The sequence below is a fragment of the Kaistia sp. UC242_56 genome (genome assembly GCF_044452255.1).
Taxonomy (GTDB): domain Bacteria; phylum Pseudomonadota; class Alphaproteobacteria; order Rhizobiales; family Kaistiaceae; genus Kaistia; species Kaistia defluvii_A.
Genome location: NZ_JBIOAN010000002.1, coordinates 907,281 through 928,717, shown reverse-complemented (window position 1 = coordinate 928,717; position 21,437 = coordinate 907,281). Strand labels below are relative to the sequence as shown.

The following is a 21,437-nucleotide window of genomic DNA, read 5'->3' as shown; positions in this document are numbered from 1 at the left end:
CGCTGTCCGAATGCAGGACGGTGCTGTCCCAATTTTCTCCGGAATCAACCGCAACGGCATAGGAGCGGACGATGGAATATCGGCAACTCGGCAATTCGGGCCTCAAGGTCTCGGTGCTGACGATGGGCACCATGACCTTCGGCGCCAAGGGCGATTTCGCCAAGGTCGGCAACATCACCGATGTCGGCGAAGCCCGCCGCCAGATCGAGATGGTGATCGACGCAGGCGTCAACCTGCTCGACACGGCGAACGTCTATTCGGCCGGCGATTGCGAGGCGATCATCGGCGACGCGCTCGGCGGCAAGCGCAAGAACGACGTGCTGATCGCCACCAAGGCGCGCTTTCCCACGGGTGACGGCCCGAACAATCGCGGCCTGTCGCGCTATCACCTGATCCGCGAATGCGAGGCCAGCCTCAAGCGGCTGAAGACCGACGTCATCGATCTCTACCAGGTGCACCAGTGGGACGGCGTGACGCCGCTGGAAGAGACGCTGGAAGCGCTCGACAGCCTCGTGCGCCAGGGCAAGGTCCGCTATATCGGCTGCTCCAACTATTCCGGCTGGCACATCATGAAGGCGATGGAGATCGCCCGCCGCGACAACCGCATCCCCTTCATCTCGCAGCAGATCCACTACACGCTCCAGGCGCGCGAGGCGGAACAGGAGCTCGTGCCGATCAGCATCGACCAGAAGCTCGGCATCCTGGTCTGGAGCCCGATCGCCGGCGGCCTGCTCTCGGGCAAGCATCGCCGCGACAAGGAAACCCCGAAGGGCAGCCGCCTGTCGCAGGGCTGGACCGAGCCGCCGATCCACGACTGGGACCGGCTCTGGAACATCGTCGACGAGCTGGTTTCGATCGCCGACGCGCGCGGCGTTTCCGGCGCGCAGGTGGCGCTCGCCTGGCTGCTCGGCCGTCCCGGGGTCACTTCGGTGATCATCGGCGGCCGCACGGAAGCCCACTTCAAGGACAACCTCGCCGCCGCCGAGCTGAAGCTCACGGCCGAGGAGCGCGCCCGCCTCGACAAGGTGAGCCAGAAGCCGCTGGATTACCCCTACTGGCACCAGGTCGCGGCCGCCAAGGACCGCCTCGGCGCGGCCGACCTCGCCTTCCTCCAGCCCTATGTGAACGGCTGAGGCCAGGCGGCTAAAAAACGGAAAAGGCCCGGCATGACCGGGCCTTTTTTTCATCGCAAGACCCACGCCCCGGTGTCAGACGCCCCCACACTCTGGCGTCATCCTCGCGAAAGCGAGGATCCATGCAGTCGGGGATTCGGGAGGTTCTTGCGGGCCAATCGCACGGCTGAATGGATCCCGGGTCAAGCCCGGGATGACGGCGAGGGTCGTGAGAGGCAATATCTCGCGAGACCAGCGCCGTGGAACGGACGCCGCAACGGCTACCGACGTTGATCCCGCAGCCCCACACACGCGCCGTGATCCCGGCGAAGGCCGGGATCCATACAGCGGAAATTTCGGGAGGTTGGCTCGGACTCGACTGCGCAAAATCTGGAGCGCACCATGTCACGGCCGGTGCTTGTGACCCCGATGGATCCCGGCTTTCGCCGGGATGACGGGGGAGGGTGTTGCAACCGGGGGGCAACCGTCGGCGGAGCAAAGGCACCCGCCCCGGACGGCGGCTCCCAGCCTGCGACAGAGGCGCAAAAGCCCTAGAACTTGTAGTTCAGGCCTGCCTTGACCGCGTTGGTGGTCACGCCGGCTTCGGATTGGGCCGGGGTGCCCTCGAAGATCGTTTTCTTGCCGAGATCGACATAGTCATATTCGAGCCGGCCGGTGAGGTTCTTCGTGAAGCCGTATTCGACGCCGGCGCCGGCCGTCCAGCCGATCGCCCACTGGCTGTCCGAACCGAGCCCGGCCTGCTTGGCCTCGATATCGCCATAGGCGATGCCGCCCTTGCCGTAGAACAGCCACTTGTCATAGGTGAAGCCGATGCGGCCGGTGGTCGAGCCGATCCAGTTCAGATCGAGCGCGGCGCTGCCTGCCGTGTCGCTGAGGCCGCTATAGGCGATGTCCGTCTCGAAGCCGACCAGCCAGGGATCGGCCTGGTAGTTGTAGCCCGCCTGCACGCCGAACAGCCCGCCGCTCAGGCTGTCGAGGAAATCGGCGTCCTTGGTCCCGCCACCCCAGCCATAGCCGCCATGCACGCCGGCATAAAAACCGTTCCAGTCGAAACCGGCCGGGGCCGCGGGAGCAACCGGGGCCGGCGATTCATACGCGATGTCCGCGGCGGAAGCCGCGCCCGAAAGCGCCAGCAGGGCAACACCCGCCAAGATCCAATGCTTCATCACGTACCCTCTCGACCGGAAACGCCGTCGATACCCGCCGCCCGGATCCAAAATGCCGCCCAAAAAAGGCGTCAAGGTGGCTCATCCAGCCCAGAAATCGGTATCCGCAGCCCTCCCGTCAAGACAAGCGGGCGTGAGCATGACGAAGAGTCATGCAGCGCAGCATCCTTGCAACAGGCATTCGATGGAATCCCGAAGCAATTCGTCCGGGATCGCGACGGTCAGCGGACAAGAATCGCCCTGAAATCATTGACGTTTGTCAGGGTCGGGCCGGTGACGACCAGGCGTCCTAGCGCCTCGAAGAAGCCATAGCCGTCATTGTCGGCCAGGCGTGCCACCGGGTCGATCCCCCGCGCCCGTGCCGCCTCCAGGATGCCGGCATCGATCCAGGCGCCGGCATTGTCCTCGGAGCCGTCTATGCCGTCCGTATCGCAGGCGATGGCCGCGATGCCCCTGTGACCGCCGAGCGCGACAGCCAGCGCCAGCAGGAACTCCGCATTGCGTCCGCCCCTGCCGCGCCCGCGCACGGTCACGGTGGTTTCGCCGCCTGAGAGGATGACGCAGGGCTTCGCCACCGGCTGGTCATGCGCCGCCGCATAGGTGCCGATCGCCGCCAGCACGCGCGCCACGTCCCGCGCCTCGCCCTCGAGCGCATCGCCCAGCACCAGCGGCGTCAGCCCGATAGCGCGCGCCGCCTCGGCCGCCGCATCCAGCGCCATCTTCGGCGTCGCCAGCATCTCGACTGTCCCGCCCTCGCCGGCCTCGACCGCGTTGGCGCGGATCGCCTGCTCGATGCGCGGCTCGATGGCGATGCCGTATTCGGCGAGGATCGAAAGCGCGCCGTCGGGATCGGAGGCTTCCGGAATGGTCGGCCCGGAACCGATGGCGCCGGGATCGTCGCCCGGCACATCGGAGATCAGATAGGTCACCCGGCGTGCCTTCGCGGCGGCAGCGGCGAGACGGCCGCCCTTGATCGCCGACAGCGCCTTACGCACGCGGTTCATGGCGCCGATTGGCGCGCCGCTCTTCAACAGCGCGCGGTTCAGCGCCTGCTTGTCTTCCAGGCTCACGCCCGGCGCCGGCAGCGCCAGCAGCGACGAGGCGCCGCCGGACATCAGGAAGACGACCAGATCGTCCGGTCCCGCCGTGCCGGCGATGTCGAGGATGCGCTGCGCCGCCGCCATGCCGGCCGCGTCGGGAACAGGATGCGCGGCTTCCACCACCTCGACGAAACGGGTTGGCGTGCCATGGCCATAGCGGGTGACGGAGAGGCCTTCCGGCGCCCGGTTGCCGGCCGCCTCCCAGGCATCCTCGAACGCCCGCACCATGCGCGCCGCGCCCTTGCCGGCGCCGAGCACGATGGTCCGCCCCTTCGGCGCCTCGGGCAACCGGCCCTCGAACCGGCCATCCGGCAGCGAGGCCGCCAGCGCCGCGTCGAATAGCGCGCGAAGAATGGCCTCGTCGGGCGAATTCGTGTCGAGTGTCATGGTCACATGTCTGTCCGCAAAGAAGCCGAATCGTCCACTTTCATAGCGCATTCCTCGATCGAGCTGCCGCTGGATCACCGCTCGGTTTCGATCCGCAGCGTCCGGATGAGCGCCTCGAACAGCGGACGTGCCCTGTCGAGCGCCGCCGCGGTGGTGGCGCAGGAAAGGCTGATCCGATAGGCCGGGGTCTCGGCGAGGGCGATGTATTGGCGAACATTGGCGTGGTCCGGCCCGAAATGCGGCGTCATTACCGCCGCGACCCCGCGAACGCCATTGCCGAAATCGAGCGGCTCGATGGAACCGACACGGCCCATCAGCGCCAGCGTCGCGCGTACGGACTCGACCTGTCCTTGCAGCATTTCCGGGTCGTTCAGCGCCGCCTGGTCCAGCACCCGGACTTCTTCCGGCTGCGTCTTCAGCGCGGCGCCGCACAGGCTTTTCGACGTCCCCGCGCGGGGAAGAGCCGGATCGTCGCTGTGGATCTCGATGACGAAATCATGCCCACGATGACCGCGCCGCTGGCCGATGACGAGCGGCGATGGCGCGGAGAAGGCGAGCCCGGTTTCGGGGTCGCGAAAATCCATCCGGGCCGGTGTCGCCGATGTTTCGGCGGCCGCGCCCATCGTGGCACCGGCACCGAGACCCAACGCACAGAGGCATGCCAGCACAGCGATGCGCCGGCAGGCAGGAAGCCAGGTCGTCCGGTTCGCACAGTCCCCCGGGAGCATCGCGCGCTTAGTCGCGCACGCCGACGACATAGTCCTGGATCTGGTCGACGATGGCGCCGGTCATCGGGATGGCGGCGTCGCTCATCAGGAACAGCGCCAGGCGGGCGACGTCCTCCGGCTTGATCAGCCGGCCCCAGGGCATCATCGCCTCGGCCTCTTCCAGCCAGCCCTCGCCCTTGCCGAGCTTGACCGCCTGCATCTCGCGCTCGCCCGGCGTATCGGCCCAGCCGAGATTGATGCCGTTGACGCTGATCCGGTCGAAGCGGTGCGAATGGGCGGCGTTCTTGGTCAGGATCGACAGCGCCGCCTTGGACGAGGCATAGACGCCCAGCTCCGGCGTGCCGCCATAGGCATTGACCGAGAGGATGTTCACGATCGTGCCGGGCGCGCCGCGCGATTTCAGGTGCTGGATGACGCCCTGCATCAGGAACATCGGCGTGCGCACATTGGTGGCGAACACCTTGTCGAAGAAGTCGATATCGGCATCGGCGATCGAGCCGCGATCCGTGCTGGCGGCGGCGTTGACGAGGCCGTCGACATGGTCGAACCGGTCGAGCGTCGCGTCCATGACGATCTCGGCCGCATCGGAATCGGCGAGATCGACGGAGACGAAGCCGCCGCCGACGCCAAGCGCCTCCAGCTCGGCCACGACATCCGCGCCGCGCTGAGGATTGCGCCCGACCAGCATCACGCCTTCCGCGCCCGAATGCGCCGCCTCCAGCGCCACGGCCCGGCCCACGCCCTGCGTGCCGCCGGTCACCAGAAGGATCTTGCCGTCTACACGCGCTTCCATCGTCTCATCCCTGCCCGTTTTCGCTGTTCGTCAGCGGATCTGATTGTTCGCTCTTGCCCCCAGCGCGCCGTCGCGGCACGCTGGCCCGAGGGGCGGAGACACGATCTGCGAGCGATCCTAGCCGGGCTCGTTCCGGCGATGCAACTCATGCGCGCCCCGCTTCGAGCCGAAAAGCCGTCACGCGCCAATCCGGAATCGCCCATGCCTCAACCCCTTACGCCGCCAAAGGATGCCGCCGCCGCGCGCATCGCGGACGCCCGCATCGCCTTGGCGGCCCTGGACCTGCTTCCCGAAGCGATCCGGCCAGCCGACGAAGCCAGCGCCTATGCCGTGCAGGCGGCCGTGCACCAGCGCCTGGCGGCGAGCCGTTATGGCCGACGGATCGGCTGGAAGATCGGCTGCACGACGCCGGTGATGCAGAGCTATCTCGGCATCCCGAACCCCTGCGGCGCCGGCCTGTTCGAGGGCACGCGGCATGCTTCCGGCGCGACGATCTCGGCGGCCGGTTTCCGCCATGTCGGCATCGAATGCGAGATCGCGGTCCAGCTCGCGCGCGACCTGCCGGCGACCGGCGCGCCGTTCACGGCGGAGCGTGTCGCAGATGCGGTCGGGAGCGTGATGGCGGCGATCGAGCTGGTCGACGACCGCTATGCCGACTGGCGCCAGACCGACACGCCGACGTTGATCGCCGACGATTTCTTCGCCGCCGGCTGCGTGCTGGGCGGCCCGCTTGCCCTGGCCGACGCGCCGGATCTCGCCGCCGTCGTCGGCGTGACGCGGATCAACGATGTCGAGGTCGGCCGCGGCGTCGGCGCCGACGTGCTCGGCCACCCCTTCAAGGCGCTCGCCTGGCTCGCGGACAGCCTGGCGGCCCGAGGCGAGATGCTGCGGGCGGGCGAGATCGTGCTGACCGGCAGCCTGGTCGAAACCCGCTGGCTCACCGCCGGCGACCGGGTGGAGATCGAAATCACGGGATTGGGCGGGGTGGCACTGACGGTTTCGGAGTAGGCGGCGAACGCGCCATTCCCTCACCTCTCCCATCGGGAGAGGTCGACGCACGAAGTGCGGCGGGTGAGGGGTTCAGGCCTCACCGGTCAGATCACATCCCCTCACCCGGAGCTTTGCTCCGACCGCTCCCCATCGGGAGAGGTGAAGGAGAAAGCCCAGACGGTCGCGATCGCTCCCGCTCGCGGGAGAGGGCTGGGATGACGGTCTTGCCGACAGACAGACCGCCACGTTCCCTTCACCTCTCCCTGAGGGAGAGGTCGGAGCGAAGCTCCGGGTGAGGGTTTAGGGAACCATCAGAACAAGACTGCAGATGTCGGGCACCAAGCCGGATAGGCCGTAAACCCTCACCCGCCGGCCTGCGGCCGTCGACCTCTCCCTCAGGGAGAGGTGAAGGAAGCGCCCTTATCCGGCAATCCTACCGAAAATGCTTCGAGAGCTTCAGGCCCTGGGCCTGGTAGTTGGAGCCGAGGTCGCTGCCGTAGAGCTTGGCGGGACGTTCCGACATCGTCTCGTAGACGAGACGGCCGACCGTCTGGCCATGTTCGAGGATGAACGGCACCTCATGGCTGCGCACTTCGAGAACGGCGCGGCTGCCGGCGCCGCCGGCTGCCTGATGGCCAAAGCCCGGATCGAAGAAGCCGGCATAGTGGACGCGGAATTCGCCGACCAGCGGGTCGAAGGCGACCATTTCGGCGGCGTAATCCGGCGGCACGTGCACGGCTTCGCGCGACACGAGGATGTAGAACTGGTCGGGATCAAGGATCAGTTCGGCCTTGCCGCGAACCGGGATCGGCTCCCAGTAATCGAGGACGTCGCAGGCGGCGCGCTTGTCGACGTCGACGACGCCCGTATGGCGCTTGGCGCGATAGCCGATGATGCCGTTCGAGCCCTCGAGATCGATCGACAGCAGCAGCCCGCCGGAAGCGCGGAACGCGCCATCGACCAGAGGCTCGCGGGCATTGAGGGCAGCCAGTTCGGTATCATTCAGATGGGTGTCGCCGCGGCGAAACCGGATCTGCGACAGGCGCGAGCCGGTGCGCGCGACGATCGGGAAGGTGCGCGGGGAAACTTCGAGATAGAGCGGGCCGTGATAGCCGGCGGGAATCGTGTCGAAGGACTGCGCCCGGTCGGTGATGACGCGGGTGAAGATGTCGAGCCGGCCGGTCGAGGATTTCGGGTTGGCCGAAGCCTGGATATCCGGCGGCAGCGCCAGCCCTTCGAGCAGCGGCACGATGTAGACGCAGCCGGTCTCCAGCACCGATCCGGCGGAGAGGTCGATCTCGTGCAGGGTGAGCTCGGCGAGGCGGTCCTTCACCAGCACGTTCGGGCCCGGCAGGAAGCTGGCGCGCACCCGGTAGGCGACGGCGCCAAGGCGCAGGTCGAGGCTCGCCGGCTGCACCTGGTCGTCATCGAGCGGCCGGTCGATGACGATTTCGCCCAAGGCGAGGCTCGCCCGGATCTGCTCGGCCGAGAGAATTCCGATTGCTGCGTTACCCGTCATCCGCTCCGGTCCTGCCTAATCTTCACCTCTCCCTGAGGGAGAGGTCGGCCCGCAGGGCCGGGTGAGGGTTTACGCCCTCTCCGGAAAATTCCCTAACCCCTCACCCGCCGGCTACGCCGTCGACCTCTCCTCAGGGAGAGGTGAAAACGCGCCGCGGGACCGAAGGAAGCACTTAGCTCAACTCGCCGTTGACGCCAAGCCGCCAGAGGCATATCAGGAAACGCACCATCCGTGGTCTATTTGAGCCGACCGGCTTGCCGCCACGTTAAACAATGTCGCTAAAAGGTCGGTTGCCGGAAATCCGACATCCGATTTTTGCCCGACCTCGCGTCGGGTTTTTCTTGATCGGGATCAGAGCCAAATGTCCGAAGACAAAGCCAAGCGCCCCCGCCGCCCCGCCACCCAGCTCGTGCATGGCGGCACCCTCCGTTCGCAATTCGGCGAAATCTCGGAAGCGATGTTCCTGACCCAGGGCTTCGCCTATGACACGGCCGAAGCCGCCGAGGCGCGCTTCAAGGGCGAGGATCCGGGCTTCATCTATTCGCGCTTCTCCAACCCGACCACCTTCATGTTCGAGGAGCGCATCCGCCTGCTCGAGGGCGCCGCCGCCGCGCGCTCGACCGCCAGCGGCATGGCCGCCGTCACCGCCGCGCTGATGTGCATGCTGAAGGCGGGCGACCACGTCGTCGCCGCCAAGGCGCTGTTCTCGTCCTGTCTCTATGTCGTCGAAGACCTGCTGCCGCGCTTCGGCGTGCAGTCGACGCTGGTCGACGGCACCGATTTCAACCAGTGGCGCGACGCCGTGCGGCCGAACACCAAGGCGTTCTTCCTGGAAAGCCCGACCAATCCGACGCTCGAAGTCATCGACATCGCCGAGGTCGCCAAGATCGCGCATGAGGCCGGCGCTCTGCTCATCGTTGACAACGTCTTCGCGACGCCGATCTGGCAGCAGCCGATCAAGCTCGGCGCCGACGTCGTGGTCTATTCCGGCACCAAGCATATCGATGGCCAGGGCCGGGTCCTGGGCGGCATCATCCTCTCAGCCGATGAGGCCTATGTCACCGACCACCTGCACAATTTCCTGCGCCAGACCGGCCCGACGCTGTCGGCCTTCAATGCCTGGGTGCTGCTGAAGGGGCTTGAGACGCTGGATATCCGCGTCCGCCGCCAGACCGAGAGCGCGGCGAAGATCGCCGACGTGATGGCCAGGCACCCGAAGGTCGCGAAGCTGATCTATCCCGGCCGCGCCGACCATCCGCAGGCCGATGTCGTCAAGAAGCAGATGGGCGCCGGCTCGACGCTGATCGCGTTCGAGGTCGAGGGCGGCAAGGAAGCGGCCTTCCGCGTCGCCAGCGCCATGGAGGTCGTCACGATCTCCAACAATCTCGGCGACGCCAAGAGCCTCATCACCCATCCCTCGACCACGACGCATCAGCGCCTCTCGGAAGAGGCGCGGCTCGGCTTCGGCATCACGCCCGGCATGCTGCGCCTGTCGATCGGTCTCGAAGACGCCGACGACCTGATCGAGGACATTACCCTGGCGCTCGACCAGGCCTGATCCCCCCGACAGGAAAAGCCGCCGGAGGCGCCCGCCCAGGCGGCTTTTTCGCATCCCGAAACGCGGTCAAGGCGTTGCTGGAATAAGAAAAGTTGCAAGATGCGCTAAATTGCGCAGTGGCGGCGCAGGCGCGGCCATGATTATTGACGCCAAGTTGACTGCCGCCAAAGCCAAACGTCGTTGGACTCGCTGTGATTCCCGCGCTAGTTTGGAACCCATCCAAAAAGCGGGCGCTGCTGATGGACTATCAATCTTTCTTCGTAGACGCGATCGACGCTCTCCATTCCGAGAAGCGTTATCGGGTCTTCGCCGATCTCGAGCGGATCGTGGGCCGCTTCCCGCATGCGATCTGGCGCTCCGAGCGCGGTCCGCGCGAAATCACCGTCTGGTGCTCCAACGACTATCTCGGCATGGGCCAGCATCCCGACGTCGTCCGCGCCATGGTCGAGACCGCGCAGGGCATGGGCACCGGCGCCGGCGGCACGCGCAACATCTCCGGCAACAATCACCCGCTGGTCGAGTTGGAGCATGAGCTCGCCGACCTGCATGGCAAGGAAGCCGGCCTCGTCTTCTCCTCGGGCTTCGTCTCCAACGACGCGGCGCTGTCGACGCTCGGCAAGCTGCTGCCCGACTGCCTGATCCTGTCGGACGAGCTAAACCACGCCTCGATGATCGAGGGCATCCGCCGCTCCGGCGCGCAGAAGCGCATCTTCCGCCACAACGACCTCGAGCATCTCGAAGAGCTGCTCAAGGAAGCCGGCCCCGGCCGCGCCAAGCTGATCGCCTTCGAGAGCGTCTATTCGATGGATGGCGACATCGCGCCGATCGCCGGGATCTGCGATCTGGCCGAGAAGTATGGCGCCATGACCTATCTCGACGAAGTGCACGCCGTGGGCATGTATGGCCCGCGCGGCGCCGGCATCGCCGAGCGCGAGGGCGTCATGCACCGCGTCGACGTCATCGAGGGCACGCTGGCCAAGGCGTTCGGCACGTTCGGCGGCTACATCACCGCCAGCCGCGCCGTGGTCGACGCCGTGCGTTCCTATGCGCCGGGCTTCATCTTCACCACCGCCCTGCCCCCGTCGATCGCCGCCGCCACCACCGCCTCGATCCGCCACCTGAAGGCTTCGCAGGTCGAGCGCGACCTGCAGCAGCATCACGCGCAGCGGACCAAGGAAGTGCTGATCGCCGCCGGCCTGCCGGTGATGCCGTCCGAGACGCATATCATTCCGCTGTTCGTCGGCAATCCGGACCTTTGCAAGAAGGCCTCGGACATGCTGCTCGACGAGCATGGCATCTACATCCAGCCGATCAACTACCCGACCGTGCCGCGCGGTACTGAGCGGCTGCGCATCACGCCGACGCCCTGCCATGACGAGACGCTGATCCTCGGCCTGCGCGACGCGCTGGTCGATGTCTGGCACCGTCTCTGGCTGCCGCTCGGCCGCACCGCCCCGGCCAAGACCGCCCGCCTGGTTGCCAATGGCGGCAGCTCGCATTTCGACGTCTTCCCGCCCGCCGGCGGCTGACGGTTTCGAGTTCGATTTCGAAAAGGCCCGCCGAGCGATCGGCGGGCCTTTTTTGTTGCGTCGTGGGTCGCAGCCGACGGCTCCTTGCCCGGACCGGAGGGTCAGATCAACCGGACGGACATGCCGCCATCCGCGATCATCGGGCTTCCCGTCATGAAACTCGACCGATCGGAGAGCAGGAACAGCGCCGCCTGGGCGATCTCCTTCGCGCTCGCCATCCGCTTCATCGGATGCAGCGTCGCGATGTACTCCATGAAGTCCGGATTGTCTTCGCCACCAGCGGGCGTGACCGTCCCGCCGGGCAGTAGCGCGTTGACGCGAATGCGTTCCGCCGCATGGTCCGACGCGAGCGACTGCGCCAAGCCGATCAGTCCTGCCTTGGAGGCGGCATAGGCCCCCATCCCCGGCAGGCCGCCATTGCTGAAGCCGACGAAGGATGACGTGAACACGATAGAGCCGCCGCCCCGCGCCCTCATGGCCGGGATCTGCGCCTTGGCCGCCAGGAACGCTGCCGTCAGATTGACCGAGATGACGTCGTTCCAGCTCCCGAGCCCCATGTCGGCAACCGGGGCCAAGTCCCCGACGATGCCGGCATTGTTGAACGCGGCGTCCAGCCCGCCGAACGCCGTGGTGGCGAGGTCGACCAGAGCCGTGGCATAGCGCTCGTCCCGGACGTCGCCGGCCAAGTATACGGCCCTGCCGATGCCCTGGTTGATCGTCTCCGCAAGGGTTTCGAGTTCTGCCGACCGTCGCGCGCCGAGCACCACGTCGGCGCCCTCGGCCGCGAACAGCAGCGCTGCAGCCCTGCCGATGCCGCTGCTCGCGCCGGTGATCAGAATCGACTTGTTTTCCAGCTCCATGACGTCCTTTTCCTGTCCTGGTTTCCCGCCCTTCGGGCGGTTTCCAGCGACACGGTGTCATGGCCGGGTCGCGTCGCGCGATCCGTTTCCTGCGCTTGAATTAGCGGGATCCGCTCCAAGGCGCCCACCGCCCGTCATCGAGCGGCGATGCCGCAACGAGCACGGTTGAACGACCTTCCCCCGGGTGCGGGAGAAGCCTGGGCCGAGGGTCGTGCCCGATCTCGCGGCTACGCAGCGACCTCCGCCGCCTCGGGCTCACCGATCTTCGCGATGTCGAACGGCACCGTCTGGTAGATCTCGTTGATCCAGTTGCCGAACAGCAGATGCGCATTGCCGCGCCAGCTGTTGACCGGCGGCCGGGTAGGGTCGTTCTTCTGGAAATAATCGACCGGCAGGGCGACATCGATCTTGGCGTTGATATCGCGGAAATACTCGTCGCCCAGCGAGTGCGTGTCATATTCGAGATGGTTGAACATGTGCAGCGCGCGGTGGCGCGTGTCGTCGAGCAGGCAGAGGCCCGTCTCCTCGCTTTCGGCCAGCACGACCACGCCGCTATCCGCCGGGATCTCGCTCTTGCGCACTTCCGACCAGCGCGACACCGGCACGGCGAACTCGTCGGCGAGCCCGCGCAGATAGGGCGATGTCGCGGCGGGGGCCGGGATCTGGTGGCGGAAGATGCCGAATGCCTTGCCCGGCAGGTCGTATTTCTGCATGCCGTGGAAATGGTGCACGGCCGCCTGCGCCGCCCAGCAGATGTTGAGCGAGCGGTGCACATGCGTCTGCGTCCAGTCGAAGATGCGGCGCAGCTCGTCCCAATAGGTCACGTCCTCGAACGGCATCCGCTCGACCGGCGCGCCGGTGACGATGAAGCCGTCGAAGCGCTCATGCTTCACCTCCTCCCAGGGGCGGTAGAAGGAGAGCATGTGCTCGGCCGGCGTGTTGCGCGGCGCGTGGTCGGTGATCTGCACCAGCGAAAGCTCGATCTGCAGCGGCGTCGCGCCGAGGAGGCGGGCGATCTGCGTCTCGGTCGAGATCTTGTTGGGCATCAGGTTGAGCAGGCCGATCCGCAGCGGACGGATATCCTGGCGTACCGCATCCGCCGCGCGCATGACCATGACGCCTTCGGCTTCAAGCTTGCGGCGGGCTGGCAGGTCGTCGGGGATCTTGATCGGCATCGGGCATCGTCCTGTACTGGAAGAGCCGACGCTGTGTGACTGGGTCCGTATTCTTGCCGGATCGGCCACATCCTCCCTTGCAGGAGTGCCACCTTGCCCGGATAGGCAGGTTGGCGTCGGGCGTCGGCCCAACTCTTGATGTATGCGCCTGATTTAGCCGAGCCAAGGCCACTTGGCAATAGAATCTGCGGCGGCGGGCCAGACCCTCACCCCAGCCCTCTCCCGCTTGCGGGAGAGGGGGCGCGCCGCGTCTGGTGCGAGATCGACATGGCACCGGCAGAAAAGCCCTCGCCCGCTTGCGGGAGAGGGTTGGGTGAGGGTCTTGCTACTTCGCCAGCCACTCGGCCAGACGGCGGGTGGCTTCACGGATCTGGTCGAGGTTGCGCAGGTAGCAGAGGCGCATGAAGCCCGCGCCGCCCGCGCCGAACGCATCGCCCGGCGCGAGGCCGACATTCGCCTCGTCGACCAGCCGCAGCGCCAGCTTGCGCGTGTCGGGCTCGCCGTCGACGGAGAAGAAGGCATAGAACGCGCCGGCCGGGCGCACGAGGCGGATGCGCCCCGTCTTCTCCAGCCCGGAACAGACAATCTCGCGCGCTTCCACGGCGCGCTGGCGCTGGAAGTCGATGAAGGCGTCGCCCTGCTCCAGCGCCGCAACCGCGCCGCGCTGCAGGAACTTTGGCGTGCCCGAGCTCGAATACTGCACGAGATTCTCGATCACCTGGCCGAAGGCCGGCGGCGCCGACAGCCAGCCGACGCGCCAGCCGGTCATCGCCCAGTTCTTCGACATGGTGTTGACGTAGAGGATGCGATCGTCCGGCTCGGCGATGTCATAGAAGGAGGGCGAACGCTCGCCTTCGTAGAAGAAGCGCGTATAGACCTCGTCGGAGATGATCCAGAGGCCCCTGGCGCGGGCAAAGTCGAGAATGGCCTGAAGCTCGTCGCGCGTCGCCGTCCAGCCGGTCGGGTTGCAGGGCGAATTCAGGAACAGCGCCTTGGTGCGCGGCGTCACCGCCTCGAAATAACGGTCCAGGTCGAGCGTCCAGCCGGCATTGCCATAGGTGAGCGGCACCTCGACCACCTTGGCGGCGCCGACTTCCGCGGCGGCGGCGAAATTCGGCCAGGCCGGGGTCGGCACGACCACCTCGTCGCCATGGCCGGCCACCATGCGCAGCGCGATCTGGATCGCCGGCATGCCGCCCGAGGTGACGAAGAAGCGCTCGGGGTCGAACGGCCGGCCATAGAGGCGCGCGTGATAGCCCGCCAGCGCCTGCCGGAGCTCGGGAATGCCGCGCTGGTGGGTGTAGAAGGTCTCGCCCGCCGTCAGCCCCGCCTGGGCCGCCTCGCTGATGAAGCCCGGCGTCGGGAGGTCGCCCTCGCCGACCCAGAGCGGGATCAGCCCCTGGCGGTCTCGGCCATAATTGAAGACCTCGACGATGCCGCTTTCGGGAGCCTGGCTCGCTTCGGGGCGCAGCGTATTCAATGCGGGATGGACGGACACGCACGTTTCCAATGTCTGCAGGCGCCAAATCCACGGGCGGGCGACGCCATTGGGGATGATGTAGCGGATTTTAACGGCCAACCAAGACAAAACGGCGGCCAGGAAGCCGCCGTTTCACTGCGCGCGGGCGTGGCCGCAAGGCCGGCCGGATTACTTCTTGGCGAGCAGGTCGCGGATCTCGCGCAGCAGGGCCACGTCTTCCGGCGTCGCAACCGGGGCTGCCGCCGCGGCGGCCTTCTCGCGCTTCATGCGGTTCATGCCCTTGACGATCAGGAACAGGATCCAGGCGACAATGATGAAATTGATCAGCAGCGTCAGGAAGTTGCCGTAGGCGATTGTCGCGCCGGCCTTGCGCGCGGCGTCGAGCGTCGGCTGCGGGTCGCCGGCCAACTGGATATACTTGTTGGTGAAGTCGATGCCGCCCGTGATCACGCCGACGATCGGCATGATGATGTCATTGACGATCGAATTGACCAGGCCGCTGAAGGCGGCGCCGATGATGATACCGATGGCCAAGTCGACCACGTTGCCCTTGAGGGCAAACTCTCGGAATTCCTTCAGCATTCAATGTTCCCTTTTCGCCCGGCTCGATGCGAACCTGTCTTCACAACCCGCGCGACTATAGCGCAGCGGATTTGCAGGCGAAACGTGCCGGCAGCAACTGTCGCGCGGTGTTGCCAGGCTGCACTGCGCAACGGCGAACGCGCGCGATGCGGCGCAGCGCGCAATTGACGCCCTGCCTCCCTTGGCGTTATGAGCCACGGATCATTTTCGAAAAGAGCGCCGATGTATCGAACCGTCACGCGATCGATCCAGGTGACCGTGCGGCCCAGCTTCGTCGAGGACGATTCCTCGCCGGGCGAGAACCGCTACGTCTGGGCCTACACGATCGAGATCGTCAATCTCGGGCTTGAGAACGTCCAGCTGCGTTCGCGCTTCTGGCGGATCACCGATGGCAAGGGCCGCACGGAAGAAGTGCGCGGCGTCGGCGTCGTCGGCAAGGAGCCGTCGCTGAAGCCCGGCGAGAGCTTTGAATATACCAGCGGCTGCCCGCTCTCGACGCCGTCGGGCATCATGGCCGGCACCTACCAGATGCAGACCGAGAGCGGCGAGATGTTTTCCGTCGAGATCCCGGCCTTCTCGCTCGACGTCCCCAACGCGCCCCGAGTGTTGCATTAGGATCTGGGCCGGCACACGCTTTCTCGAATACGCTGCCGCTCACCTCTCCCCGCGGACACCTTCGCACAACACGATCCTCGACATGCTGAGGAGGCCCGCAGGGCCGTCTCGAAGCACGCAGGGCGTGGCAGCATGAAGATTTGCCCTTAGGCAGTGCGTCCTTCGAGACGGCTTGCTCGCGCAAGCCTCCTCAGGATGTCGGGATCGAGATTGGCGCAACCGCTTTCCAGGTTCCGCGAGAGTCACCTCAGGGAGAGGTGAATGGCACCCCCACCTCCGCCGTCGTCCTCGCGCAGGCGAGGACCCATGCAGCAGGTTTTTTCGGGGGGTCGACGGTTCAAGCCGTCCGGGCAGTCCTTGGAAACGCCCAAGCCATCGGCTGAATGGATCCTCGCCTGCGCGAGGATGACGCCGAGCGTGGCCGCGGGCTCGTCGCCCCGGCGAAGGCCGGGGCCCATACGCTCAGTCTTGAGAATGGGGCGCAGCCCTAAGGCCAGGCGCCGGTGTGTCTGGATCCCCTAAGTTCACAAACGAAGTGCAACACCAGCTTAAGGTGTTGCGATGGGACGAGAGTACAGCCAGCTCGGGCTTGAGGAGCGGATCGAGATTGCCCGTCTATCAGACGAAGGCGCCTCGATCCGGAAGATCGCTGCAGCTTTGGGTCGCGCGCCATCGTCCATTGCCAGGGAACTGAAGCGCAACACCGGCAGCCAGGTGGGCTATCAGCCGCTCTATGCCGACGCCCAGACGCAGGCGCGGCGCTGGAACGGTAGCCGGCTCGATCGCGATGCCGCCCTGCGCGAGCGGGTGCTCGGCCAGTTGAAGACCGGCTGGTCGCCCGAGCAGATCGCCGGCCGGCTCCGGCGCGACGGCCCGATGCGCCTCAGCCATGAGAGCATCTATCGCTTCATCTATGCCCAGATCCGCCAGCACAACGACTTCACCTGGCGCAACTACCTGCCCCGGGCCAAGTCGCGGCGCGGCTGGCGCGCCCGCAAGGGCGGCAGTCCGGCCCTGCATATGCGCCATCGGGTGCCGCTGGCCGAGCGGCCTCGCGACGTGCTGGACCGCCAGACGCCCGGCCATTGGGAGGCCGACCTGATGGCCTTTGCTCGCTATGGCCAGAACCTCTTGTTTCTGCACGACCGCATGAGCCGGGTGCTGATCGGCAGCCCGCTGCCCTCGAAGCGGGCCGAGCCGGTCGCCGGTGCGCTGACCGCGGCCTTGCAGACCCTGCCGCCGGCCTGCCGCAAGACCGTCACCTTCGACAATGGCACCGAGTTCGCCCGCCACTATGAACTCGGCGCCATCGGCATCGACACCTATTTCTGTGATCCGCACGCGCCGTGGCAGAAGGGCGGCATCGAGAACGCCATCGGCCGCATGCGCCGCTTCCTGCCGCGCAAGACCGATCTCGCCACTCTCGACAGCCGTACGCTGATCGGCATGATGGCCGCCTACAACAACACGCCGCGCAAATGCCTCGGCTTCCAAACCCCGGCCGAGGCCTTCTCACAACAAGTGTTGCACTTCAAATGTGAATCCACCTCCCGGCCTTCGCCGGGATGACGCCGGGCGGGTGGCTGCGGGCGGGTGGCGGCCGCCTTCCCCGCGGGAGAAGGCCGGGGCGCGGCGCTTGCCTAACCCCTGCCCTCAACGTCGCAAAGACACCTCAGCCGAGGAATTCCTGCGGATCAAAACTGTATTTCTGGCCGCAGAACTCGCAGGTCACCGAGATCTCGCCGTCCTCGATGCTCGACGTGATTTCCTCGGCCGAGAAGCTGCCGAGCACGCCCTGGATGCGGTCGCGCGAGCAGGAGCACTGCTCGCGGACAGCCATCGAGTCATAGACGCGCACGCCGCGCTCGTGGAACAGGCGATAAAGCAGCCGTTCGGCCGGGACGTCTGGATCGATCAGCTCGTGATCCTCGACGGTCGAGACCAGCGAGGTCGCCTCCGCCCAGGCATCCTCTTCCTCGGCCTGGTGCTCCATGCCTTCCGGCGCGTCGCCACCCGGCAGGTCGCGCTGGACGCCGATCGAGGCTTCCGGCAGGTACTGCACCAGCAGGCCGCCGGCGCGCCAGCTATGCGCGGCGCCGCCATCCTCGCGCGTCATCATCTCGGCCACCGCCAGGCGGACGAGGGTCGGGATCTGTTCCGACTGCGAGAAGTAGAGATGCGCCACTTCCTCGAGGCTGACGCCGTCGAGCTGGACGATGCCCTGGTAGCGGCTGGTGAACTCGCCCTGGTCGATGGTCATCGCCAGGATGCCCTTGCCGAGCAGAAGCTCGGGCTTGGACAGGCCGTCAACGTCCATCTCGGCCACCCGCTCCTTGTTGAAGCGGGCATAGGCGCGGATATCGCCCGAAGTGCGATAATCGACGACCAGCATGTCGACCGGGCCGTCCGTCTGCGTCTGCAGCAGGAACTGGCCCTCGAACTTCAGCGACGAGCCGAGCAGCACGGCGAGCACGACGGCTTCGCCAAGCAGCTTCGACACCGGCAGCGGATAATCGTGGCGCGCCAGCAGGGCCGACAGTGCCGGCCCCATCTGGATGGCGCGGCCGCGCACGTCGAGACCGTTGACCTCGAAAGGCAGCACGGCGTCATCACCCGCCGGATCGATCGATCCGGGGCCGAACGGGATTTCTTCCATCAAAGTGCCTCCGGGCCGCCCAGGCACCAGGCAAGAATGCCCTTCTGTGCGTGCAGCCGGTTTTCAGCCTCGTCGAAGACGACCGATTGCGGGCCGTCCATGACTTCGGCCGTCACCTCCTCGCCGCGATGGGCAGGCAGGCAATGCATGAACAGCGCATCCTTCTTGGCGCGCGACATCAGGCGGGCGTTCACCTGGTAGGGCTTCAGCAGATTGTGCCGGCGCTCCGCCTCGCTGTCGCCCATCGACACCCAGGTGTCGGTGACGATGCAGTCGGAATCGGCTGCCGCGTCGTCCGCGTCCTCGCCGGCGATCACCTCGCCGCCATTGGTGCGCGCCCAGTCGAGCAGCTTGTGCGAAGGCGCAAGCTCCTCCGGCGTCGCGATCTTGAGGCGGAAGTTGAAGCGCGCGGCGGCGTGGACCCACGACGCCATGACATTGTTGCTGTCGCCCAGCCACGACACGGTCTTGCCGGTGATCGGGCCGCGATGCTCCTCATAGGTGAGGATATCGGCCATGATCTGGCAGGGATGCGAGCGGCGCGTCAGCCCGTTGATCACGGGGACGGTGGCGTTGGCCGCCAATTCCTTCAGCGAGTCGTGGTCGAGGATGCGGATCATGATGCCGTCGACATAGCGCGACATGACCCGCGCCGTGTCGGCGATGGTCTCGCCGCGGCCAAGCTGCATCTCGGCGCCGGTCAGCATCAGCGTCTGGCCGCCGAGCTCGCGCATGCCGACATCGAAGGAGACGCGCGTGCGGGTCGAGGGCTGCTCGAACACCAGCGCCAGCACCTTGCCGGCCAGCGGGCCGACGCCATCACGCGCGCCATTGCGCACCGACTTGATGCGCTTGGCGCCTTCCATGATCTGTCTAAGAGTGGCGGAATCGAAATCCGTCAGGTCGAGAAAATGCCGAACCATAGGTCTGTCCTGTCCGCTCAGGCGGATTGCCGTGCCGCTTGCGCAGCCTCGGCTTCGATTGCGGAAAAGGCGGCGTCGAGCTTGTCGATCGCCGCGTCGACTTCTGCCTTGCCGATGTTGAGCGGCGGCAGCAATCGCAGGACATTGTCGCCCGCGCCGGCGGCCAGCATCTTCTGCTCGCGCAGCGCCGCCACCACTTCGGGCACCGGCTTCAGCGCGTGGAGGCCGATCAGCAGGCCCTCGCCGCGAATGTCGTCGATGACGCCGGGATGGCTGTCCATCAGCCCGCCAAGGCGCTGGGTCAGATAGCGCGCGGTCTCGCGCACATGCTCGAGGAAGCCATCGCCGAGCACGACGTCGAGCACGGCATTGCCCACCGCCATCGCCAGCGGATTGCCGCCGAAGGTGGTGCCATGCGTGCCGGGAGTCATGCCCTTGGCCGCCTCGTTGGTGGCGAGGCAGGCGCCGAGCGGGAAGCCGCCGCCAATGCCCTTGGCCGCCGTCAGGATGTCGGGCGCGATGCCGGTCCATTCATAGGCGAACAGCTTGCCGGTGCGGCCGATGCCGGTCTGGACCTCGTCCATGATCAGCAGCATGCCCTCGGCGTCGCAAAGCGCCCGGAGCTCGCGCAGGAAGGCGTTCGGGAAGGCGCGCACGCCGCCCTCGCCCTGGATCGGCTCGATCATGATGGCGGCGGTCGCCGGCGTCACCGCGGCCTTGATCGCCGCCATGTCGCCGAACGGCACCTGGTCGAAGCCGTCCGCCTTCGGGCCGAAGCCGTCGAGATATTTCTGCTGCCCGCCGGCGGCGAGCGTCGCCAGGGTCCGGCCGTGGAACGCGCCCTCGATGGTGAGGATGCGGTACCGGTCGGGCTGGCCGTTGACGTAATGATAGCGCCGCGCCGTCTTGATGGCTGCCTCGTTGGCCTCGGCGCCCGAATTGGCGAAGAAGACCCGGTCGGCGAAGGTATTGGCGACCAGCGTGTCGGCAAGCTTCTCCTGGCCCGGGATCCGGAACAGGTTCGAGGTGTGCCAGAGCTTGCCGGCCTGTTCGGTCAGCGCCTGCACCAGGATCGGATTGGCATGGCCGAGCGTGTTCACCGCGATGCCGGCGGAGAAATCGAGATAAGCGTCGCCCTCTCGCGTAAAGACCCAGGCCCCCTCGCCTCGCTCGAACTCGAGCGGCGCACGCGAAAAGGTGTCATAGAGGCTGGACGAGGTCTTTTTAACGCTGGTATCGGGGGCGCTCATATCCCCTCCTTCGGATGAAACCACGGAAATGGGTGCTTAAAAATCAAAGGTGCCGCCCGAGGCCAACGCGCCGGGCAGCACCTTTATGCGTTGCCCTTATATCACGGTCGTGACGATTTGTGTCAATGAAATCGCCGCTCGCGCGCGGTCATGACGGCTAAGCGATTGACGGGACTCATGGATCCGAAATCCGTCGCAAGTTGGGGAAAACAGCCCGATCGGCCGCTACCCATCCCTCCGACTCTTGTCACCGAGTCACGCCATATAGTATCTTAATTTTCGTTAAGACACGAAATATCGAGCAGGTACCTCCCCCTGACCCTTGTATGGCGTCCGCAGTCGTCCGGCATCCCGGCTGAACGACCGCGACAGGATTCCGGGTATCGCTCCGACCGACAAGGACACGCTATGACTTGGACGGACGAACGGGTTGAGTTGCTGAAAAAACTCTGGACCGACGGCTTGAGCGCAAGCCAGATCGCTTCGGAACTCGGCGGCGTAACGCGCAATGCGGTCATCGGCAAGGTACACCGGCTGAGCCTTTCCGGCCGTGCCAAGCCGGCAACGGCGCCGGTCGCTCGCGCCCGCAAGCCCGCGGCTGCCACCAACGGACGCTCGGTCACGACAGGGCGCCCCAATCCCGTCAGGCCACTCGTCGCCGGCAACACGGCCCTGAAGCCGATGAGCCAGATCGCACCCGAGCCGCGGCGCATGCCCAGGGCGGTTGGCTCGGACGACGTCGTCGTTCCGATCAGCCTGCACGCGACGATCCTCACCCTGACCGAGCAGACCTGCAAGTGGCCGATCGGCGATCCCAGCACCGAGGATTTCCACTTCTGCGGCCAGCGCTCGAATTCCGGCATTCCCTATTGCGAATATCATTCGCGGGTTGCCTATCAGCCCGTGCATGATCGTCGCCAGAAGAAGGCTGTCGGCGCCTGATTGCGCCGCGCCGCGGCTGACGGCGTCCTCCCACCGTCGGCCTGCGATGCA

Annotated in this window: 19 protein-coding genes and 2 riboswitches; of the genes, 7 read left to right on the top strand and 12 right to left on the bottom strand. The window is 66.4% G+C overall.

The features are described 5' to 3' along the window. The first annotated feature begins 71 nt into the window (after nt 1–71). Nucleotides 72–1,133 carry an aldo/keto reductase gene (locus tag ACHMWQ_RS07060; RefSeq protein WP_396306883.1) on the top strand — a complete coding sequence of 354 codons (1,062 nt, stop codon included), beginning with the start codon at nt 72–74 and terminating at the stop codon, nt 1,131–1,133. Between the two features lie 530 nt (nt 1,134–1,663). On the opposite strand, the gene ACHMWQ_RS07055 is transcribed toward ACHMWQ_RS07060, so the two are convergent. From ACHMWQ_RS07055 to ACHMWQ_RS07040, 4 genes are all read right to left on the bottom strand, one after another. After that, nucleotides 1,664–2,299: an outer membrane beta-barrel protein gene (locus ACHMWQ_RS07055; protein ID WP_354551863.1), complete on the bottom strand. Its 636-nt coding sequence runs from the start codon at nt 2,297–2,299 to the stop codon at nt 1,664–1,666. A gap of 221 nt (nt 2,300–2,520) precedes the next feature. Continuing rightward, nucleotides 2,521–3,786 (bottom strand): glycerate kinase, encoded by a 1,266-nt coding sequence (locus ACHMWQ_RS07050; RefSeq protein WP_396306882.1) that lies wholly within the window; start codon nt 3,784–3,786, stop codon nt 2,521–2,523. A gap of 74 nt (nt 3,787–3,860) precedes the next feature. Beyond that, complete coding sequence (locus ACHMWQ_RS07045) at nt 3,861–4,370, bottom strand: hypothetical protein (RefSeq protein WP_396306881.1); 510 nt, start codon at nt 4,368–4,370, stop codon at nt 3,861–3,863. A 151-nt stretch (nt 4,371–4,521) separates the two neighbouring features. Beyond that, complete coding sequence (locus tag ACHMWQ_RS07040; RefSeq protein ID WP_266330737.1) at nt 4,522–5,307, bottom strand: SDR family oxidoreductase; 786 nt, start codon at nt 5,305–5,307, stop codon at nt 4,522–4,524. Between the two features lie 201 nt (nt 5,308–5,508). Between ACHMWQ_RS07040 and ACHMWQ_RS07035 the strand changes: the two genes are divergently transcribed. Then, the gene (locus ACHMWQ_RS07035) at nt 5,509–6,315 is read left to right on the top strand and encodes a 2-keto-4-pentenoate hydratase (RefSeq protein ID WP_396306880.1); all 807 of its coding nucleotides are present in this window, start codon (nt 5,509–5,511) and stop codon (nt 6,313–6,315) included. Between the two features lie 415 nt (nt 6,316–6,730). On the opposite strand, the gene ACHMWQ_RS07030 is transcribed toward ACHMWQ_RS07035, so the two are convergent. Beyond that, a complete protein-coding gene (locus ACHMWQ_RS07030; RefSeq protein ID WP_354551858.1) occupies nt 6,731–7,816 on the bottom strand; it encodes a 2'-deoxycytidine 5'-triphosphate deaminase in 1,086 nt (361 codons plus the stop codon). Between the two features lie 221 nt (nt 7,817–8,037). Further along, a riboswitch (SAM riboswitch) is annotated at nt 8,038–8,118 on the top strand. Nucleotides 8,119–8,177: 59 nt separating this feature from the next. Here ACHMWQ_RS07030 and ACHMWQ_RS07025 point away from each other — a divergent pair. Both ACHMWQ_RS07025 and hemA read left to right on the top strand, forming a co-directional pair. Further along, nucleotides 8,178–9,374, top strand: coding sequence for an O-succinylhomoserine sulfhydrylase (locus ACHMWQ_RS07025; RefSeq protein WP_396306879.1), 1,197 nt, complete (start codon nt 8,178–8,180; stop codon nt 9,372–9,374). Nucleotides 9,375–9,613: 239 nt separating this feature from the next. Then, on the top strand, nt 9,614–10,903 hold the full coding sequence (hemA, locus tag ACHMWQ_RS07020) for a 5-aminolevulinate synthase (RefSeq protein WP_354551855.1): 1,290 nt from the start codon (nt 9,614–9,616) through the stop codon (nt 10,901–10,903). Nucleotides 10,904–11,004: 101 nt separating this feature from the next. On the opposite strand, the gene ACHMWQ_RS07015 is transcribed toward hemA, so the two are convergent. From ACHMWQ_RS07015 to mscL, 4 genes are all read right to left on the bottom strand, one after another. After that, a complete protein-coding gene (locus ACHMWQ_RS07015; RefSeq protein ID WP_396306878.1) occupies nt 11,005–11,763 on the bottom strand; it encodes an SDR family oxidoreductase in 759 nt (252 codons plus the stop codon). 227 nt (nt 11,764–11,990) lie between these two features. Further along, a complete protein-coding gene (metA, locus tag ACHMWQ_RS07010; protein ID WP_396306877.1) occupies nt 11,991–12,938 on the bottom strand; it encodes a homoserine O-succinyltransferase in 948 nt (315 codons plus the stop codon). A gap of 39 nt (nt 12,939–12,977) precedes the next feature. Further along, nucleotides 12,978–13,085: riboswitch (SAM-I-IV-variant riboswitch) on the bottom strand. 178 nt (nt 13,086–13,263) lie between these two features. Then, nucleotides 13,264–14,436 carry a pyridoxal phosphate-dependent aminotransferase gene (locus ACHMWQ_RS07005; protein WP_396306876.1) on the bottom strand — a complete coding sequence of 391 codons (1,173 nt, stop codon included), beginning with the start codon at nt 14,434–14,436 and terminating at the stop codon, nt 13,264–13,266. Between the two features lie 150 nt (nt 14,437–14,586). Continuing rightward, nucleotides 14,587–15,000: a large conductance mechanosensitive channel protein MscL gene (mscL, locus tag ACHMWQ_RS07000; RefSeq protein ID WP_354551851.1), complete on the bottom strand. Its 414-nt coding sequence runs from the start codon at nt 14,998–15,000 to the stop codon at nt 14,587–14,589. Between the two features lie 222 nt (nt 15,001–15,222). Between mscL and apaG the strand changes: the two genes are divergently transcribed. Both apaG and ACHMWQ_RS06990 read left to right on the top strand, forming a co-directional pair. Then, nucleotides 15,223–15,615, top strand: coding sequence for a Co2+/Mg2+ efflux protein ApaG (apaG, locus tag ACHMWQ_RS06995; protein WP_266330728.1), 393 nt, complete (start codon nt 15,223–15,225; stop codon nt 15,613–15,615). 561 nt (nt 15,616–16,176) lie between these two features. Next, nucleotides 16,177–17,184: an IS30 family transposase gene (locus tag ACHMWQ_RS06990; protein WP_396306257.1), complete on the top strand. Its 1,008-nt coding sequence runs from the start codon at nt 16,177–16,179 to the stop codon at nt 17,182–17,184. Nucleotides 17,185–17,287: 103 nt separating this feature from the next. Here ACHMWQ_RS06990 and ACHMWQ_RS06985 read toward each other — a convergent pair whose 3' ends face one another. The 3 genes from ACHMWQ_RS06985 to ACHMWQ_RS06975 all read right to left on the bottom strand — a co-directional run bounded on the left by ACHMWQ_RS06985 (nt 17,288) and on the right by ACHMWQ_RS06975 (nt 20,444). Then, entirely contained in the window at nt 17,288–18,271 is a 984-nt protein-coding gene (locus tag ACHMWQ_RS06985) for an Hsp33 family molecular chaperone (RefSeq protein WP_396306875.1), read from the bottom strand. Further along, on the bottom strand, nt 18,271–19,137 hold the full coding sequence (gene argF / locus ACHMWQ_RS06980) for an ornithine carbamoyltransferase (protein WP_396309409.1): 867 nt from the start codon (nt 19,135–19,137) through the stop codon (nt 18,271–18,273). The genes ACHMWQ_RS06985 and argF overlap by 1 nt, the downstream gene beginning before the upstream one ends. Before the next feature lie 74 nt (nt 19,138–19,211). Next, nucleotides 19,212–20,444: an aspartate aminotransferase family protein gene (locus ACHMWQ_RS06975; protein WP_354551847.1), complete on the bottom strand. Its 1,233-nt coding sequence runs from the start codon at nt 20,442–20,444 to the stop codon at nt 19,212–19,214. A 408-nt stretch (nt 20,445–20,852) separates the two neighbouring features. Between ACHMWQ_RS06975 and ACHMWQ_RS06970 the strand changes: the two genes are divergently transcribed. Further along, the gene (locus ACHMWQ_RS06970) at nt 20,853–21,386 is read left to right on the top strand and encodes a GcrA family cell cycle regulator (RefSeq protein WP_396306874.1); all 534 of its coding nucleotides are present in this window, start codon (nt 20,853–20,855) and stop codon (nt 21,384–21,386) included. Nucleotides 21,387–21,437 lie beyond the last annotated feature (51 nt).